This is a genomic window from Synechocystis sp. FACHB-383 (assembly GCF_014698605.1).
GTDB lineage: Bacteria > Cyanobacteriota > Cyanobacteriia > Cyanobacteriales > Microcystaceae > Synechocystis > Synechocystis salina.
The window spans coordinates 69156-83981 of the sequence record NZ_JACJTJ010000032.1 but is presented as its reverse complement, the minus strand read 5'-3'; the positions used below and the strand labels follow the sequence as shown (position 1 = coordinate 83981).

Annotated in this window: 14 protein-coding genes; 6 read left to right on the top strand and 8 right to left on the bottom strand. The window is 49.2% G+C overall.

Annotated elements, in window-relative coordinates:
• Positions 1 to 62 precede the first annotated feature (62 nt).
• The 4 genes from H6G45_RS09560 to H6G45_RS09545 form a co-directional block, all read right to left on the bottom strand.
• Positions 63 to 1295 (bottom strand): SUMF1/EgtB/PvdO family nonheme iron enzyme, encoded by a 1233-nt coding sequence (locus tag H6G45_RS09560; protein WP_190598222.1) that lies wholly within the window; start codon positions 1293 to 1295, stop codon positions 63 to 65.
• A 19-nt stretch (positions 1296 to 1314) separates the two neighbouring features.
• The gene (locus H6G45_RS09555; protein ID WP_190598221.1) at positions 1315 to 2463 is read right to left on the bottom strand and encodes a CO2 hydration protein; all 1149 of its coding nucleotides are present in this window, start codon (positions 2461 to 2463) and stop codon (positions 1315 to 1317) included.
• A gap of 159 nt (positions 2464 to 2622) precedes the next feature.
• Positions 2623 to 4230, bottom strand: a complete 1608-nt coding sequence (gene hmpF / locus H6G45_RS09550; RefSeq protein ID WP_190598220.1) for a pilus motility taxis protein HmpF — start codon at positions 4228 to 4230, stop codon at positions 2623 to 2625.
• A gap of 315 nt (positions 4231 to 4545) precedes the next feature.
• Positions 4546 to 4743: a hypothetical protein gene (locus H6G45_RS09545; protein WP_190598219.1), complete on the bottom strand. Its 198-nt coding sequence runs from the start codon at positions 4741 to 4743 to the stop codon at positions 4546 to 4548.
• A gap of 309 nt (positions 4744 to 5052) precedes the next feature.
• Between H6G45_RS09545 and H6G45_RS09540 the strand changes: the two genes are divergently transcribed.
• Positions 5053 to 5331, top strand: coding sequence for a lipopolysaccharide assembly protein LapA domain-containing protein (locus H6G45_RS09540; RefSeq protein WP_194019554.1), 279 nt, complete (start codon positions 5053 to 5055; stop codon positions 5329 to 5331).
• Positions 5328 to 5750 carry a fluoride efflux transporter CrcB gene (gene crcB / locus H6G45_RS09535; RefSeq protein WP_190598217.1) on the top strand — a complete coding sequence of 141 codons (423 nt, stop codon included), beginning with the start codon at positions 5328 to 5330 and terminating at the stop codon, positions 5748 to 5750. Before H6G45_RS09540 ends, crcB begins: the two co-directional genes overlap by 4 nt.
• A 14-nt stretch (positions 5751 to 5764) precedes the next feature.
• On the opposite strand, the gene H6G45_RS09530 is transcribed toward crcB, so the two are convergent.
• Genes H6G45_RS09530 through H6G45_RS09520 form a run of 3 tightly spaced genes read right to left on the bottom strand, consistent with a single transcriptional unit; the run spans position 5765 to position 8587 of the window.
• A complete protein-coding gene (locus H6G45_RS09530; RefSeq protein ID WP_190598216.1) occupies positions 5765 to 6997 on the bottom strand; it encodes an FAD-dependent hydroxylase in 1233 nt (410 codons plus the stop codon).
• Between the two features lie 33 nt (positions 6998 to 7030).
• Positions 7031 to 7222 carry a hypothetical protein gene (locus H6G45_RS09525; RefSeq protein ID WP_190598215.1) on the bottom strand — a complete coding sequence of 64 codons (192 nt, stop codon included), beginning with the start codon at positions 7220 to 7222 and terminating at the stop codon, positions 7031 to 7033.
• Between the two features lie 3 nt (positions 7223 to 7225).
• Entirely contained in the window at positions 7226 to 8587 is a 1362-nt protein-coding gene (locus tag H6G45_RS09520) for a UDP-glucose/GDP-mannose dehydrogenase family protein (protein WP_190598214.1), read from the bottom strand.
• A gap of 581 nt (positions 8588 to 9168) precedes the next feature.
• On the opposite strand from H6G45_RS09520, the gene H6G45_RS19835 reads away from it, so the two are divergent.
• The 3 genes from H6G45_RS19835 (at position 9169) to psbU (ending at position 10727) form a co-directional block, all read left to right on the top strand.
• The gene (locus H6G45_RS19835) at positions 9169 to 9300 is read left to right on the top strand and encodes a hypothetical protein (RefSeq protein WP_255512810.1); all 132 of its coding nucleotides are present in this window, start codon (positions 9169 to 9171) and stop codon (positions 9298 to 9300) included.
• 338 nt (positions 9301 to 9638) lie between these two features.
• Positions 9639 to 10136, top strand: coding sequence for an HNH endonuclease (locus H6G45_RS09515; RefSeq protein ID WP_190598213.1), 498 nt, complete (start codon positions 9639 to 9641; stop codon positions 10134 to 10136).
• A 195-nt stretch (positions 10137 to 10331) separates the two neighbouring features.
• Positions 10332 to 10727 carry a photosystem II complex extrinsic protein PsbU gene (psbU, locus tag H6G45_RS09510; RefSeq protein WP_190598212.1) on the top strand — a complete coding sequence of 132 codons (396 nt, stop codon included), beginning with the start codon at positions 10332 to 10334 and terminating at the stop codon, positions 10725 to 10727.
• A 142-nt stretch (positions 10728 to 10869) separates the two neighbouring features.
• On the opposite strand, the gene H6G45_RS09505 is transcribed toward psbU, so the two are convergent.
• A complete protein-coding gene (locus tag H6G45_RS09505) occupies positions 10870 to 13137 on the bottom strand; it encodes an FUSC family protein (RefSeq protein WP_190598211.1) in 2268 nt (755 codons plus the stop codon).
• 525 nt (positions 13138 to 13662) lie between these two features.
• Here H6G45_RS09505 and H6G45_RS09500 point away from each other — a divergent pair.
• Positions 13663 to 14748: an ATP-dependent 6-phosphofructokinase gene (locus H6G45_RS09500; RefSeq protein WP_190598210.1), complete on the top strand. Its 1086-nt coding sequence runs from the start codon at positions 13663 to 13665 to the stop codon at positions 14746 to 14748.
• Positions 14749 to 14826: the final 78 nt, after the last annotated feature.

The window sequence follows — 14826 nt, the reverse complement described above, 5'->3', positions numbered from 1 at the left end:
AAAATTGCAGTTCGATAAAGTTTACTTCATACTTCATTCCCGCAGAAAGGATAGCTCAGACCTTAACTGGCACAACGAAAACCGACTAAAATTTGCCTAGTCCAGGGATGGTACCAATTGCGGAAACTAGCCCTCAAGCCCCAACTGCGGGTAGCCCAACTGCCGCCCCGCATCACCCGATGTTCCCCATCAAAATAGACCTGGGAGTAACCTCGATAGGGATAGGGTTGAAAATTTTCGTAGGGTTCAAAAGTAGAAGCAGTCCATTCCCAGACATTGCCCAACAGGTCATAACAGCCGCCTTGATTACGACCCTGGTCATAATAATTGACAGGGGTAGTTTGCCCATGGTGATTATTAAAGTTACAGCACTCCGAACGGGGCAAGGCTTCTCCCCAGGGATAGGTGCTGGAGTGATGCTCCCCAGACCAACGGGCGGCCCTTTCCCATTCCTGCTCTGTGGGTAAGCGTTTACCAATAAAGTGGGCATAGGCCTCTGCTTCGTAGGCACTGACTCCGTAGACGGGATGATCCTGGGTTTTACTTTCGGGTTGCCAATAAAGCGGTGCTGTAATGTTGGCCGTTGATCGCCATTGCCAACCGGCCTCTGTCCAGTATTTGCTTTGTTGATAACCACCGCCATCGATGAATTGTTTATATTGGGCTTGGGTAACAGGGTATTTATCTAGCCAGAATTGTTCTACTTCGACCCCATGGGCAGGGCGTTCGTTGTCTTGGGCCCAGATTTGTTCGCTACCTTGGCAAAAGGCTCCGGCGGGAATGGCCACCATGGCCGCTTCCAAAGGGGATTTTTGGGAGTCAGTGGAGTAATGAGGTTGATCAACCCCTAGGTCAATGCCGGCTAAATGGCTGAGAAAACTGATGGTTTCGCTATGTTGGACTTCGTGCTGTAGGAGCCACCACCATAACCTTGTTTTGCTCTGATCCCAAGGAGACGGGGCAGATTGCCATACCCGTTCCACAGCCGCTCTCACGTCCCCTAAATATTGCTTAATGGCGTCCCGGTCGGGCAGAGCGCAACGCTGGGCCTTGGGCAAACCATCCGCCCGGAATAGCTTTTGGTAGGCTGGGCCATGGAATCGTTCCCGTTCTGGCTCCGGCAATAGCCACAGGGCTTCAGTAAAAGCGATGTGACCAAAGTGCCAATCAATGGGGCTAAAATCTGGGTGCCATTGGCGATCGCCTAGGGCCGGGGGAATACGATGCAACAGGCGGAGGGTTTCCTGACGACACCGCTCCATTGCTTGCCCAATAGTTTCAATGTTTTCAACCACAGTGCTGAGGGAAAGCCGACTAATCGGCCATGGTTGATGGTTGGTTAATAATTTCTACCCGGGAAGTGAGGAAACGATCCATCCAACTTTCTAGGTAAGCCCGGTTAGCCTCCTGTTCCTGGGGATTATCGGTCTCCAGGGGGTGGGGGGCCAAACCACGGATGGCGGCGGTGGTGACACAAAACATGGATTTTTGGAAAGTTTCACAAATTTGCACCAGTAAATCCCCTTCCTGCCTTAGGGATGCCTGATAAATCTGCCGGAGATAGTCCGGCAAAAAGTGGCGCATATCCTGCATGAGCAAGGTGGGGGGGATGCCGGCTCCACCAACGGGGAGGGGATCGGCATAGAGGGCTCCATAGGTAAATAGGCTTTGGTCCGGGGGAATTTGTCCTGCCTGGGCGTTATAGGAAATGGTGCCAGGGAAGGGAGTACCCCGGAAAAACACTGCCTCCACATAGGGCACAGCGGTTTCCATCAAAAAAGCTAAATTGGCACTGGGGGGCAAAATATCATAACTAGTTCCCCCCAACTCCACCCGATAAACAATGGGACGGGCAGCATCGGCCACTAAACCGTCTTGGATATGTTGCACCACAGCGGGAATGGTTTTAATTTCTCCCCGGTCATAGCGGTCAGATAAATTCAAAAAGATATCCGCCATTACCCGCCAGAATTGACCCAGGGCGGAATAGTAGGCCATCATCCGCATTTGTTCAGGCAAAAATTCGGGAAAAATTTGATTAAGCAGTTGCACAAAGGGATTACCTTTGATTTTCGCTTTAATTAATTTTTTAACGTTGACTTTGAACTCCGCACTATCTAGGTATTCATCCAATTTCCCCCCCCCATGCCACATCATCGCTTTCATGCAATATTCTGCATATTCGTAGTTAATGCGATTGTGCCACCAATGTTTCAGTAGGCGATCGCCGTTGATATTGCCGTTGAAATATTTAAAAAAGGGAAATAACTTCAGATACTGGGTATGGGCAATGTGTTGCAGATTGATGGAATAGGCATCGAGAATAACGCCATAGCTTTTGAGAATGCCCACCACTTCCAGCGTGTTCTCCGGCGAATCCGCCAACAGGGCCTGCCCCGCCTCTAGGTTTTGAATATATTCTCTGAGGGGATGACGGGACGGAGCGAGGGTAGTTTGGGTCATAACTTCAGGACTATGGTTTCGATGCAGAAGCTCATAATAGCGCCCATTATCCCAGCAATCCAGGCCAGAATGTGAGGGGAGGAGGAAATTTCTTCACGCCTAATCCCGTCTCCTCCCGGAAAGCATAGGCAACCTCTCCAAATCCATGGAAATTGCTAACTAGCCACCAAATAAAAGGGTTTGAATTTCCTGCAACTGGGGCTTCATCACATCCAACTGGTCCTGCAGGGGCTGCAGAGCCGCCCTCAACAAACGAGCCTGGGCTTCCAGTGCCGCCGTCTGCTTTTGTAGATCCTCCACTTCCTGGCGATCGTGTTCAAAATTATTCTTTTTCCCCTGGTACTGCTGGTCGAGGTTGGCAATCATCGTTTCAATTTCCCCTAAACCCTGCTTAGTGGACTGCAAATCCTGTTCCAACTTGGTTTTTTCCCCCTGGAGTTTATGCTTGCGCTCCTCCAATTGTTGGATAACTGGATCCAAGTCAATGTTGGGAATACTGTCGTCAATTTCCACAATGCCCTGACGGCGACGGAGAATTTTTAAGTGTTGCAACAACACTTCCTGCCGTTCCTTGAGGTTGCGGCGCTGGCCAATTAGGGTTTCGTCCAGCATCCGCTTCCTTTCCTGTTCTTCGTTCAACTCCTCCTCAATGGTTAGGCGACTGTACTCATCGGCGGCATCTAGGCGGGCCTGGATGGCATCCACTTCTTCGCACTGTAGGGTCAACTCTTCTTCTTGGTCATTAACAAAGCGGGCCAGTTTTTGCATATCCGTTTGCAATGCTTTAACTGTTTCTTCCAGTTCCCCCAGGGGCAATTGCTCCAGGTGTTGCACGTCAATTTGATGATCTTTATTAACGCTCATGGCGCCGGTGGCCAGCCGATAGAGATTAGTTTGTAAACTTTCAGCGGCCGCAATTTCAGCTTTCAACTGGGTTAAGAGCTTTTGACCATTCACCACCCCCTGCTGCTCCACCGTCAATTGCACTTTGGCTTTGGTCAACTCTTGGGAAATGGCATCTAATTCCTGCCCATGGATGGACAATAATTCCTGTTTTTGCTGGATTAATGCCTGGTTCCTCCCCAATTCTTGTTCAGCATTAGTGACTACCTGCCAATGGTCATTGAAGACCTGTTGCTGTTGCTCGGCGCTTTGCTGGGCATTGGCAGCGGCCTTGAATAGGGCAGGGATGGCCTCGGGGTAAGCCCCCAAGCGCTGGAGTATACCCTGTAAAACTTCCCGATTTTCGGCGCTATTTTCGAGCAAACTGCCAAACTGTTGTTGGAGTTCGGCTAGTTGCTCCCTTTGCCCTTCCAATTTTTGCCGGGCCTGCTCCACCTCATATTTTTGCTGTTCTACCTGGGCAAGTTGATTGGCCCGGTCTTCAACTTCCGATTCCTTGGCTTCAATTTCCATTTCCCGCTGGCTCAGTTCCTGGAACTGAAAGGTGAGGGATTCTCGCCAACGTTCAATTTCGCTCTGTTGTTCTTTGAGTTTTTCCGAGAGGCGGGAGAGTTTTTGCAGTTGCCGCACTAACTCCGGCGCCGCCACTTCTGGAGTTCCTTGCAGGGCACGACTATTACTCAGGTTTAGAATCCAAAGGGTTCCCTCCCTGGCTTCTCCCATGTCGTCGGTTTGGAAGTTTTCTTCGTTAGGCAGGGCACTCCAGGTCTGGTCGCTGTGCTGACAGGCCAGAAGCTTGAACTCGGTTTTGTAACCGCCTAAAAAGTTTTTGGTTTGTTTCTTAATTTCAGCCAGATAGAGCACAAGTCGTTGTCCTGAGCAGTGGAGACGATTTTGTCGGGAAAGTTCTCGCTTTATTCTAATCTTAAGCTCGCCAGTGGGCAGGGCCACAGAAATTTTTTTAGCCTACCTCCGCAGTAATTGGGCGAAAATCTGACCGCACTGCTTCTATTCTGCCTCCAGCCAGGCAAAAATTGTCAAAAAAAAGGAGGTGAAGGAGATTTTCCCTCGCCTGCCGTTCGTGATAAGTGGTAAAAGACCAAGCGGATGGTCCGCTAGCGGGGAGTAATTACCGGTTCATAAATCAACCAGTGCCCTTAGCCAACGGACTTTTTTTGCCTAGTCCCTACAGTCATCGTCCCTGTCGCCGGGGCATTTGCCGTTATAAACAACGGTATGTTCCTCGAGACTAGAAAAAGCCGCCGTTGCCGCCGTTTCCAGGCCGATGATCATCACTAGGGCGATCGCCAAGGGGCCGGCCCAAGAGCGCATCGCCCGACGGACAGATTTGTGGGGTTTGGGATGCTGTAATTTCATCAGCTTCTCTCCTTGACACGTCCTAACACACCGAGACCAAATTAGAGCTTGACTGCTCTACTACCACCATAGGCGTCCCCCCCAAGACATGTCAGTCCCATCTTTAGGGGGATGAACATGGAAAAAAGTGGAATAGGGCAAAATCACTGACGATTCTTTTTGCTACTGTTAACCACTGATTAATGGAGTTAATTGCCCCGGTGCTTGGGTTGGGGTTAGGCAAGCTATGGCAGTTGTGGTGACGGAGCAAGCTGGTTTTTGAGCTATCCTTGGGAAGTGCAACCGCCTAGGCAGGGGAGTTGGATCTGGATGCTACGTCGCATAAGTCAATTGGCGATCGCCATGGTTTTAGCTTTGGGGTTAATATCCCTGGCGTTATTGACCATCCAAAATGTCACCCCGGTGGCCCTGAGCTTTTTAACATTGCAATCCATTGAGATGCCGGTGGGTTTGCTGTTGGTGTTTGCCGTAGCCGGGGGATTGGTGGTGGGCAGTTTGTTGGTCCCATTGTCCGGTGGTAGTCGGCGGCGGGGTATACCTTCCCAACAACAATTAGACCGGGAATTCGATTTTGACGATCTTGTATGAATCCCTTGTTGCAATGGTTGGGGGCCATGCCAGCTTCTTTACGATCGCCATTGGCAATTATTTTAGGCGCCATACCAGGGGCTTTGGCCCGCTACTATGCCACTATTTTTCTGGCTAGAATTTTTGGCAATGATTTACCCTATGCCACTTTTTTAATTAATTTTTCCGGTTGTGTGGGTATGGGGTTAGTGGTGACCTTGGCGACCCAGCCTGCTTTACTGTCCCCGGATTTAAGGTTACTTTTAGCGGTGGGATTTTTGGGCTCTTACACAACCTTTTCTACTTATGCCTTGGAGGTAACGTCCCTCTGGCGCACGGGACAGTTGGCCGAGGGCATACTCTACGGTTTAGGAAGTCTGGTGATCGGGGCGATCGGTGTATTGCTGGGCAGTTTAATTGCCCATCGCCTTAGCATCTAGGATTACTGACTTGTTCAACGTTGTCCTGTGGCTAGTTGGGGTCTGCGACCCAGCAAACCAGTCATCAAACGCAGGGCTAGCTTTTTCGCCGGGGGCACTAGGCGCAACACTTCTAAGCCCAATCTCCTCAAGGCGATCGCTGGTGGCCAATGACTAGAAAAGAAACGATCCAGTAGGTCAGTGAAGCCAAGAATGAGCCAATTTTCCGGTTTGCGCCAATGTTCATAACGTTTGAGCACGGCTAGAGAACCCCAATCCTCCCCTTGACCATAGGCAGTGGCAATGACCTGGGCCAACGCCGCCCCATCCCGAATACCTAAATTTAAACCCTGACCTCCGACGGGATGGCAACAGTGGGCCGCATCTCCTACCAGCGCTAAACGGGGTTGCACATAGCAATCGCTCTGCATTAGTTGCACTGGAAATAAACGACGGGCATTGACCAAACGAAATTCCCCTAGGCGATCGCCAATGCGTTGACGCAATTCCCCAATAAAATCTGCTTCCGGTAGGTTAATTAGGCTATGGGCTTTATGGTGGGGCATAGTCCAGACAACCTGGGCCCGATCGCCGGGTAGGGGCAAAATCCCCATGGGGCCAGTGTCACAAAAACGCTCAAAGGCGGTGGTATTGTCGGGGGCTTGGTGCTGAATGGTGAAAGCCACACAGGATTGCCAATATTTCCAACCCTTCGTTTTAATGCCGGCCAGGGAACGAATGCGGGAACGGGCCCCGTCCGCCGCTACCAACAATTTGGTTTGTAGGGTGATTTCCTTGTCTTCCTGTTGGAGGGTGACCTGTTTGTGCTTTTCTCCCTCCGTAAAACCGATCAGCTCAGCAGGACGAAACCAGGTAATGCGGGGACATTGCTCTACACAATTTTCCAACGCCTGCAGAATGACTGGATGTTCCGCCACATGCCCCAGGGCCAATTCATTGACATCTTCCTTAGTAAAAGGGACAGTGCCTTGATAGTCGTTATCGGAAATTTGGATGCGGTCGAAATGGCCGATGGAGTCCTTAATATTATCCCAGACCTCCAGCCCCGCTAAAATTTTGCCCGACAGCAGGGAAATGGCATAGGCTTGGGGCTTAGTAAGGGCCTGCTCCTTCGGTAACGCTTCGATAATGGCAATTTTTAGTCCCGTATGGCGCAAACCCGCCGCTAGTACCAGCCCCACAACACCTCCCCCGGCGATCGCCACATCGAATTGGTTATCAGTTATGGAAGGGGCTACGGAATTCATAGAGAAAGCAGTGGAACAATTTTTACGCCGTCGTCAGTGATGGTGAAACACTTCCAGGGCAAGGCATTCACCGCCATGGTTGACAACGATAATTGTATCTAATTGTAACGTTGTTTCCCTTCCCTGTCCGGGGGACGGGGTGTTGACAGAAAGTTGAACAATATTGTTACCGGGATTGAGCTGGAGATCGCCACCTTCCATCAACGCTTTAGCCGATATGGACAATAACTAACTACGACCAACCCCCAGGTAACGAAAGCCGGACTGTTGCAACTTGGCTTTGTCCAGGAAATTTCGACCATCAATGATCACCGCTTGGTGCATACGGCTGGCCAGGGCCGGAAAATCCAGCTTTAAAAACTCCTGCCATTCCGTCACCAAAATTAGGGCGTCACACTGGTCTGCCAACATAGCTGGGGTCGACTCAATTTGCACCCCCGACAGCCCATGGCTTACCCCGGACTGGGAAACAATCGGGTCGTAGGCTTTTACTTTGGCCCCCAAGCGATTCAGTTGCTGAATAATGTTCAGAGCCGGAGCATCCCGCATGTCATCCGTATCAGGCTTAAAGGTCAATCCCAACAGGCCAATCACCTTGCCTTTGAGGATTTTCAACTCCTGCTGTAATTTTTCCACCACAATCAGCCGTTGTACTTGGTTTACCTCCACCACAGCATTCAAAATGGAGGTGGTGTAGCCATAGTCCTTGGCGGTGTGGATCAAAGCAGACACATCCTTCGGAAAACAGGACCCCCCCCAACCAATGCCTGCGTTGAGAAATTTACTGCCGATGCGGGAATCTAGACCAATGCCCTGGGCCACTTGGGTCACATCCGCCCCCACCCGGTCACAGATATTAGCCACTTCATTGATGAAACTAATTTTGGTAGCTAAAAAAGCATTGGCCGCATACTTAATCATTTCAGCGGAACTGAGGTCCGTCATCACCACCGGCACCGGCGGCAGATCGGGATTTTCCCCCACCCGCCTTTCAATCAGGGGCGTGTAAAGTTCCCGCATCAAGGCCAACGCCTGGGGATTATTCCCTCCCAATACAATCCTGTCTGGGTTAAAGGTATCGTAAACCGCAGACCCCTCCCGCAAAAATTCTGGGTTACTCACCACGTCAAAGTTGACGGCGATCGCCTGACCCGTTTGTTGTTGATGGGCCTCATTGCCTTCGGTGACAATCATCCGCACCCAATCCCCGGAACCAATGGGCACCGTTGATTTATTGACAATTACCCGATACTTTTCATCCAAATGCTCACCAATACTGCGGGCCACCGCTTCCACATAACGGGTATCACTGGAGCCATCCTCCAGGGCTGGGGTTCCCACGGCGATAAAAAGAATTTCACTTTCCCGCACCCCTTTGCCCAAATCGGTGGTGAATAGCAATCGGTCGCTGTCCATATTAGCCACCATCAATTCCGATAGCCCAGGCTCATAAATGGGGGACTGCCCCGCGCGCATGAGCTTGACCTTTTCCTCGTTGTTATCAACACAGATTACTTGATGGCCAATGTGGGCCAGGCAAACCCCGGTGACTAAACCCACATATCCCGTTCCGATAACACAAACACGCATTGATTAGTTCTATTGAATGAATTAAATGAATTAAATGAATTATTGATCAATTGCTCAAGCTGACCCGGTGGACCGGAGGCCGGAAAATAAGCCTAAGCGTAGGGGATACCTCCCCCCCTGTCAATGGACTTTGCAGCGCTTTAGTCTGGTTATTCTCAACATTTCTCAATCAACTCGGCAGTGAATACATGATCTAACAAGCCAGTTAATTAAGACAAAAATTAAGGCTTAGATCAAATAAAATTATCTTTGCCGGAAAACCACGAAGTAACTGTGATAACCATCTAAGTCGGTATGCGCCGCTTGTAAAAGATGGATTGAGTAATAAAAAATCGTCGTTGATTATGGTTTAAAACATCACCCTAATTTGAAAATATATTAAGAAATCCTCATTTAACCTATTTTTCATTGGATAATTAAGGCAAGAGGAAAGCCAGGGGGCAGGAAAATAAGCTAATCGATAACCTAGTCCTGGTTCGTTAGTCCAGAGAGCCAGAACCTCCCCATTTTCTCAAACTTGCCCACAAGACAACTGTTGAGTTTCCCTGATAGGGACGGAGGTTATGATGAAATTAAATCAAATGTTACAAGATCTTGTGCAGTATTTTACCGAAGCATTCGCCAGGGTTTTTGGCCCTTCCGACGACGAATATCCCACCGTTGGTGTTCAACCTTTTGAAGGCGAAATTTTGGTTAAAAATGCCGAGGAATAATCCATTTTTTGGCTAACAAATATCCCCAATAATTAGCTCAGGCTATCCTTGGCCCCTGACGTTAGATCGTTGGGGGTCTGCCTTTGAATGACGACACAATTCTTCTCTGGCGACGAACTTGCCCAGAGTCTGTTTGCTGGGTTAGAGTTTATCCCCTAAAACTCCAGCAATGCCAGGGGATTTTTCTCTAGTTTCCTACCAAACTTGGCGGGGTACAGGGAGACTTTTAAAACACTCTCTGGAGCAGTGGCAAGGAAATTTTAGGTTTTGAAGACACTCCATGAATCTCAAAAGCTGATTGTGCTAGCATCTAGGGAAAAATTCAGCGATGGCAGACCATGGCTAAGGTTTTAGTCCTCAACGCTTCCTATGAACCTTTGAACATTACCCATTGGCAACGGGCAGTGGTGTTACTGCTGAAAGATAAGGCCGAAGCTCTGGAAAATAACGGCAAGCTGATCTATGCCAATTTCCCCCTGCCATCAGTGATCCGCCTGAGGCAATATATCAAGGTTCCCTACAAGGAAATTCCCCTCACCCGCCGCAATGTGCTAGAGCGTGATCGCCATACTTGCCAGTATTGCAACTACAAGGGAGAACAACTCACCCTAGACCATATCATTCCCCGTTCCCGGGGTGGGGGTGACAGTTGGGAAAACCTTGTCACTGCCTGTGTGCGCTGTAACATTAAAAAGGGCAATCGTACCCCCAGGGAAGCACAAATGTCCCTAAATTATACTCCCCGTCGCCCCTACAGCAGTTTGCTGTTTGAAATCATTAAACATACCCGCAACGACCGCAACCATGAATGGCGAAAATACGTGATTGGTATTTAATCGTCCCAGGGGTTAAACCAACCACAATCCTAATAAGTATAATTACTCAGTCAGTCCGGGGAAGATGGTCAGCAGTGCCCCAAGAATATACAATCTATTGTAATTAGCGCTGGTTTGACCTGCCAAAATCGGCGCAGTCGGCATAATTTTCTTAGATAGTAACAATTCATTGCCTTGGTTTATAGGAGACAATTCATGAAATTTATTTCCCGCCTACTGGTCGCGTGTAGCTTATTGATTGGACTAATGGGTTTTTTGGGGGCGGATTTGGCCCAGGCCCTTACCCCCAATCCTCTGTTAGCTGAACTGAATGCTGTGGATGCTAAATTAACCACGGATTTTGGCCAAAAAATTGATTTAAATAATAGTGATATTCGGGACTTTCGTAACCTGCGGGGTTTTTATCCCAACTTGGCCAGCAAAATCATCGAAAATGCTCCCTACGATACCGTAGAGGAAGTTTTGGACATGCCTGGTTTGAGCGAAACTCAAAAAGGCCGCTTGGAAGCCAATTTGGGTAGCTTCACCGTCACTGAACCCAGCATTGAACTGATCTCCGGCGATGACCGCATTAATCCTGGGGTTTACTAAACCTTCCACTGAATTAAGATCTAGCCATTGCCTAGATCTGTCCAAAATGGGGTGATTATTGACTCCCCCAACCTCCATAACTTACGACACCACCTCTGAACATTGCGCTGTTTGGGGTGGTTTTTATTGTTGCCCCCATGGTTCAACTGGGCTGACTTTTGAGTTTGATTTCCTGGGCCAGATCGGGGGAGTCGGTAAATCTGGCGATCGCCGAGTGGATGGTTTCCAGGCGTTGGTAAATTTGTTGGCATTCCTCCACCACCAGGTTAAAGTCATTTAAATAACGGCGGATGGGGGTATTGCCCTGTTGCTGACCAATTTCCGCAATTCTTTGGGCCTGGTAATGCTGATGATAATCTCGGATTTGCTTTAAGGTTTCCGCCATGGGAGGCAACGCTGCGGGCGAAGATTGATTTTCCAGGGAAAGGCGTAAATCGGTTAAACTTTGCTCGACTTGGGTTGTAAACAGTTCCATGGCAGGGGGAGGATTACTGCCGGAACTATTCTCCAAATGACTGATCAAGACCCGAAAACCCCGACTTAGACGGGCTAAATAGTTAGTGGTAGTCAGGGCTGGTTCCTTTTTCCCCAGGGGAGTACTGGGGTCATTAATAAAACGGTCTAGGGCAATTTGCATACCGGTGGCGGCCAATCGACTCTGATTGCGGACCCTTTCTGCTTCCTGCTGATTAATGGAGCCTTGCCCCAACAGGGCCGGGGTTAACTGTTGAAAATACGCTTCTAAATTGACGATCATTTTGACCCCAGCTTGGGTGAAACGAAAACGTTCCGACTGCCGTAAAAAACTAAACCCCAATACCAGGGCGATCGCACTGCCAATGAGGGTACAGACTAACCGGGATGCCAGGGCATACTCCGTCGGGACTTCGGGCACAATGGCCTTGAGAATTAAAGCAAAAGCTGTGATAAAAAAGACTGCCACACTGTAATGAAATCTCAGCAGGGAAGTACCTAGGGCGATCGCCAAAATACCGAGCAAGCTAAGGGTATGGGGATCTTGAACCAGTTTGAGGGCAATGGACATGACCAGCACCCCCAACAGAGTACCCACCAGACGGTTGGATAGGCGCTGGAAAGTCAAGCTAAAATCCGGCTTGAGCACAAAAATCAGGGTTAAAACAATCCAAAAACCATAGGGAATACCGGTAATTTGGGCAATTAATAGCCCCGCCATACCGCCGATCGCCAACCGTAAACCATGGCGAAACAGGGGAGAGTTGAGCTGAAAATTATTTTTCAGGGGCTCCCACCAAGGAGTAAAGGCTGGGGTGGAAAATCCCTCATCATCAGGTCCTTCCCCTGGGTGAAACAGCCGGGGATTTTCCAGTAGTTGGGCCATTTGAATAGTCTGGGATAACTGATTGGTCAGATTTTCTAAATGGGTAACCAATTGGGTGACAGTGGTCAAGCTATTATAGTCAGCAAAATCTTCCGTCAAGGCCTGTTTTTGTAAGGTTTGTTGTTGTTGTAAAGCTTGTAGTAATAGTTGCAGACGGTTCGTATTGGGAATACACCGTTTTCCCGTCACCATTTGGGCTAAATCCAAACAAATATCTCCCAATGCACTAATGGCATCCTCCATTAAAATTTGTACTGTTTGCAATTGGGGTAAATTGTGAAAGTTGATAATCTCACTCAGTAACATTAGGGGCTTATTCAAACGTTCCGTATGTTCAATCAGTACCAGTAATAACTCCCGTAATTTGCTCTGGCCCCACAGACCCCGTTGGCTCTCCACTAAAGCTTGGCGGGATTTGAGCAGATTTTGTCTTAGTTGCACCACCAGGGGCTGGACCATCGGATCGTCTTGGTCAAAACGTGATGCCGCCATGGCTTTGAGATAATTAGCCAAAATGGTGAAGTTATTAGCCACCATTTGCCTTAAAGGTTGATTGGGACGGAAGGGCCAGATAACGATGGCTAACACCAAACCCCATAGACCGCCGATCGCCAGGGAAATAAGTTCAAAAGAATCAGCACTAACATTTTGGGAGCCCAACAGAAAAGCAAAACTGCTGACTACTCCCACCATGCCCCCCTGCTCTCCGTACACCGTTAAATAACCAGAAACAAATAGCACTAACCCTGTGGCAATTAGACCGATGCCGCCATAATGCACCGCCACCATCCCCATCGCCATGGCGATCGCCGCTCCGATCCAAGCCCCCAAAATAGTTTTCAAGCGCACTGAATACAGCCCCCCCACGTCCGCCAGCAAAATTAACTGGGAGGCTAAACCAATGGCCAAACCAAGCTGGGGATCCCCAAAAACCAGGCCAGCCGAGTAGGGCACAGCCATGCCGCAAAAAGTCCGAATTCCCCTACCCCCATCAATGGTGCCATTGGTATGGATTAAAAAAGCAAGGCGTTGACGGAGCTTAGCTAGCATGGCTTTGTTGTGAATATCCCCCTCATTTTGCCCTAGGGATTAACGAAAAAGAGCATTGACCAGATTTGGAGCCCGTTTCTAAAATTATGGTTTGATTCTCCAATCTACCCACCAAAACTCCAGTAAGACTGAGGTAATTTTCCCTAGTTTCCCCCTAAACCTATGGAAACCGGGGGCTTTTAAATCATGGCCTCAGACCAGCCCCAAATTAGTAATTTGCTCGGTGTAAATAGTTTTAAAAGCTAATTTTTTTGCTTGTCAATAAACAGATTTAATCGGATTTAATTTTCATATTTAGACCATTTTTTCAAAATAAGAGTAATTCACAATGGTGAAAAAATCTTTGGCAATGCTCAGCAGACTAGTGTCAATTGATGACAAGTAATCAAACATCAGCATAAATCAGCCCCTATTGTTTAAAGGTCGGTTAAGAATTGAGGACAATTTTAAGAATTCTCACAATTTAGTTCCCCTGCTGGAATTTGCCTCTACAAATAAATCAGCAACCACTTTTCAGGGACAACCATGGGGGAAATTAAACGCATTGGTATTTTAACCAGTGGAGGAGACTGTGCCGGACTAAACGCCGTGATTCGCTCCGTGGTACACCATGCCATTGGCACCTACGGCTGGGAGGTTGTTGGCATTCAGGAAGCAACTCAGGGACTAATGGAAAATCCCCCCAAGGCGATCGCCCTGCACCGGGATAACATTGACCATTTGTTAATGATGGGAGGCACCTTTTTAGGCACCACCAATAAAGGTAATCCGTTCGCTTTTCCCATGGGGGACGGCACGGTAAAGGACCGCACAGAAGATATTATTGCCGGTTATCGCCAGTTGGGCCTTGACGCCCTAATCGGTATTGGCGGAGACGGCAGTTTGGCCATTTTGCGCCGCATTGCCCAACAGGGAGGTATTAACCTAGTGGGCATTCCCAAAACCATTGACAACGATGTGGGGGCCACCGAAATCTCCATTGGCTTCGACACCGCCACCAACATTGCCACCGAAGCCTTGGACCGCCTCCATTTCACCGCCGCCAGCCACAACCGGGTTATGGTGCTGGAAGTTATGGGGAGGGATGCGGGGCACATCGCTTTGGCCGCTGGTATCGGAGGGGGAGCAGACATTATCCTCATTCCCGAAATTCCCTACCGCATTGAAAGTGTGTGCAACAAAATTCGCCAACGCCAGGCCCAGGGGAAAAACTTTTGCCTGGTGATGGTCTCGGAGGCGGTACGCACGGAATTGGGGGATCAGGTCAAACAAATCCAGCAATTTGGCGAAGATCGTTACGGCGGCATTGGCAAATACATTGCTGAACAGATTGCCCAGCGCACCGGGGCAGAAACCAGAGTGACCGTGCTGGGGCATATCCAACGGGGAGGCATTCCCTCTCCCTTCGATCGCCTGTTGGGCAGTGTGTTTGGGGTGGCGGCGGTGGACCTAATTGCGGCGGGCAAATTTGACCACATGGTGGCCTGGCGTAACCGGCAAACCATTAGTGTGCCCATTGAAGAAGCGATCCAAACCTATCAAACAGTGAAGTTGGATGGGGCACTGGTCAAAACCGCCCGGGGATTGGGCATTTGCCTCGGCAATGATTAGCCTAACTAGGGGCAGTATGGGGGGATTTTTTCCGGTGAGGGGAAATAATTGTAAAGAAATATGGCGGATTTTAAAGCT